5 protein-coding genes are annotated in these 3425 nt (G+C 32.6%); 1 reads left to right on the top strand and 4 read right to left on the bottom strand.

The window, feature by feature from the left end; translation table 11 throughout:
- On the top strand, positions 1 to 996 hold a 996-nt coding region (locus tag VGE71_RS21530; protein WP_331140161.1), incomplete at its 5' end, for a hypothetical protein.
- 72 nt (positions 997 to 1068) lie between these two features.
- Here the strand turns inward: VGE71_RS21530 and VGE71_RS21535 are convergent.
- The 4 genes from VGE71_RS21535 to VGE71_RS21550 form a co-directional block, all read right to left on the bottom strand.
- Positions 1069 to 2019: a DUF3078 domain-containing protein gene (locus VGE71_RS21535; RefSeq protein WP_331140162.1), complete on the bottom strand. Its 951-nt coding sequence runs from the start codon at positions 2017 to 2019 to the stop codon at positions 1069 to 1071.
- 77 nt (positions 2020 to 2096) lie between these two features.
- Entirely contained in the window at positions 2097 to 2606 is a 510-nt protein-coding gene (locus VGE71_RS21540) for a DUF2480 family protein (protein WP_331140163.1), read from the bottom strand.
- A 134-nt stretch (positions 2607 to 2740) separates the two neighbouring features.
- Positions 2741 to 3064 (bottom strand): SUF system Fe-S cluster assembly protein, encoded by a 324-nt coding sequence (locus tag VGE71_RS21545; protein ID WP_012023258.1) that lies wholly within the window; start codon positions 3062 to 3064, stop codon positions 2741 to 2743.
- An 87-nt stretch (positions 3065 to 3151) separates the two neighbouring features.
- The coding region (locus tag VGE71_RS21550; RefSeq protein WP_331140164.1) for a GxxExxY protein at positions 3152 to 3425 on the bottom strand (274 nt) is incomplete at its 5' end.

The following is a 3425-nucleotide window of genomic DNA, read 5'->3' on the forward strand; positions in this document are numbered from 1 at the left end:
AGAACTTATGCGACAAATATTATTACAGACGGACCAATTTCGAACTTATTTCCAAGTGCAAGAGTTTTAAACAACCAGCTAAATATTTACGGATGGAAAAAAGTTGAAGGAAACGCTTCACTTACCGTAGATCTTAATTTAGCAGATTTCTACGAAGAAGGTACAACTGTAGAAACCAGAAAAGTAGAAGAAAAAGACAAAGACGGAAAAGTGATTAAATCATACAATATGTATACTCTTGTTACCACTTACAGAGGTAAAGGATATGCAATTGTAAATGCTCCAACGGTAGTAAAACCAGTAGCAGCAGCACCAGTCGAAGCACCGGCAAAACCAGCTAACAGGTTTTTGAAAAGTACCAATCAGGAAGCACCAGCAAATGATGCTCAAACAGGAAATACTTTGAAATTTAATTTTTCTGATGCTTATGTATACAGGTCTGCTGAAAATTCTAGTCAAGGATTTCTTGAAAAAGAAAATGCAAAAAACAGAGGAGTAAATTTTGACAAGAGATTAAGAGAATATGTTGATAAAGCAATTAGTTCGGCTAATACTCAGTTAAATTACAACTACGGATTCAGACCTATTAGTTTTCAGGAACAATTATGGATTATGGATTCTAAAGAAGAAGAAGGAGCTATACAAAAAGAAGCTATTGAAGCTGTTAAAACACAGTTTGCTACAATGAAAGCAGATCAGCCGATTGATAAGTTAGCAGCCGATTTACAACCTTTAATTGAGTATTTTGAGTCTTTAAAAACGAAGTACAAAGAAGATAATAAAGGAAGTAGAAAAATTAGATATTCAGCTTATTACAATTTAGGTAAAATCTATTTGTACTTAGACCAGCCTGAAAAAACAATAAAAGAAGGTGAAGGTTTAATTGCAAATGATTATGACAAAGGAGATGGAAAAGATTTGATTTCGAGCGCAAAAAAATTAATCGAAAAATTTGATGCTGCACAAATCAGAACAAGACACAATCCGTCATTGTAATTTTTGATTTAATAAAAAAGAGCTTTTCAATATTTCATTGAAAAGCTCTTTTTTTTATGTTTTTTTTGGGAATTAAAATCCGAAATTCACTCCTAAACCAAATACTTCTCTGGTTTGAAGACCTTTGAAAGCATTGTCATCATAAATAGCTTGGAAAGCTAAATTAGCAGAAAGGAATTTGTTTACTTTCATGATAATATTCAATGAGTAATTGATGTCTACATTCTGAGGATCTTCTAAATAATTAGAATATAAATTTAATGTGTTTTCTGCAGTCACATTAGTCATAATGGCTAATTTGTAATATACAGAAGCATAGAAACCGAGCTCGTAACGCATCGCTTTATTGGCATCTACTCCAAAATAAGCACCGTCAACATAAGGTAGTCCTGTATTTTGATCAATGCCTGAAGTATATGCGCTATCCACAAAAGTGAATTTTGAAGTTAGAGGAGCGAAGTTTATTTTAAGATTTTCGTCTTTAGACCAATAAATACCCGGACCCGTTGTTAGATATCCTGGAGACATAAACTTGGTGTTTTCGGTTCTAATTTCTTTTCCGTTGGCATCTTGACCATAAACGTAACCTGTTGTAAATTGCGTTCTAAAATTCAGAAAGAAAGAGTAGTACCATTCTCCAAATGCTCTTTTACCAAGAATAGAATTGAATTCTAAACGGTCGTCTGTTTTCTTGCTAAAATCGGTGTTTTTAGTTTGTAATAAACCATAAGACGCCAGAACTTTATTATCCCAGGTTACATCGTCTTTTTTATAATTGAAATCGTAATTGATTCCTAATGTTCCTGAGAAACTGTCCTCACCACCCGCAATCCAGTTGTTAAAGCTCGATTGATTCAGTAAAAGTGATACCGTTCCTTTGGCTTTCCAACCTTCTTTTTCAATGGTGTCATTGATTTTTTTTACGGCTTTTTCGGTATTTTGAGCTAGTTCTTTTTCAGTATTTTGGGCTTGAGTGAAAGTAAGATTTGCTAAAACGAAGAGTAATAAGAGGATCTTTCTCATGGTATTTAGTTTAAGTGTATTATCAAATATACTAAAAACCAATTGAAAGATAAAAGTTGAAGCGCTGTTATTGCAGGTTATTTCTTAGATTCTTTGTATAAAGGTACTGCCGAACATGCTTCGCCGTACATAATGCTTCTCGCAAACGGCTGTAAGTAGTTTGTTGCCAAAATATAAGCACGCATTGGAACTGGTTTTCGAGAACAACCTTTTACAATTACTGGTTTGCCTTGATAAGCAGAATAATCGATTTTACTTAAAATTTCTTCGTAAAGACTTCCGTCCAGATCTTCAATCGTTCCATTGACTACTTTTTTTGCAAAAGGAGCTAAGTGAACGCTAACTAAGATTAAAGCCCAAGCGGGAATAATAGCATCTGTACTGCAATGAACAGCTACATATTGATCCTGATATTGTGACCAATCGTGATTTTTAAGATGTTCTCTAAAGTCTTTTTCTTTCAATAAAAATCCTTCCAAAAGCCATTGCGAAATGTCAATCTGCACACGCATTCCTTTTGGATAATAATCCTCTAAATCAAAAACTTCTAAGGCACTATTGGCAACTTTATTGATGATTTCTTCCATTTTTTTAAGTTTTCAGTCACGGTTTTCAGTCTCAGTATTTAACTGTGACTGAAAACTGTACTTTTAAAGTATTTATATTTTTTTTCTTTTCCAGTTGCAGTACTGTACACTGCGACTGAAAACTGAAAACTTTTTTAAAGCATTCCTAATTCTAATTTCGCTTCTTCGCTCATTAAATCTTTGCTCCAAGGCGGATCGAAAGTAATTTCAACATCTACATCTTTGATGTTTTCGATTGTTTTTACTTTTTCTTCTACTTCTCTTGGTAAACTTTCAGCAACCGGACAGTTTGGAGAAGTCAATGTCATTAAGATTTTTACCTCGTAATCGGTGTTTACCATTACGTCGTAAATTAATCCTAATTCGTAAATATCTACAGGAATCTCAGGATCGTAAATGCCTTTTAAAACTCTTACGATTGATTCTCCTAATTCGTTTGTGTCTATTTCTTGTTCCATTTTTTTTGTTTTTTCCACCATATAAGTAATATAAGAAAATTTAAGTTTTGCTTGTACTACTTAAAATGGGTTTAATTATTGTTTTTTTTAATCTTCTAACCAGCGATATAAATCGTTGACATATGTTTTTTGACCTTCGTGATAAATATTTGTTACATTAAAATTTATCATTAAACCTATTGGAGATTTTAAAAGTTTCATATAAGACATTAGTTTGGCTACATGGATTGGAATGATTTGATCAACCGCTTTTAATTCAAGAACTAAATAATTCTCAATAAATAAATCACATCTTAAATCAGATTCTAGCTCCAAACCTTTATACTCAACAGGAATTTTTAATTCTGACTGAAAATTAATT

This window comes from Flavobacterium sp., from assembly GCF_036405015.1.
GTDB lineage: Bacteria > Bacteroidota > Bacteroidia > Flavobacteriales > Flavobacteriaceae > Flavobacterium.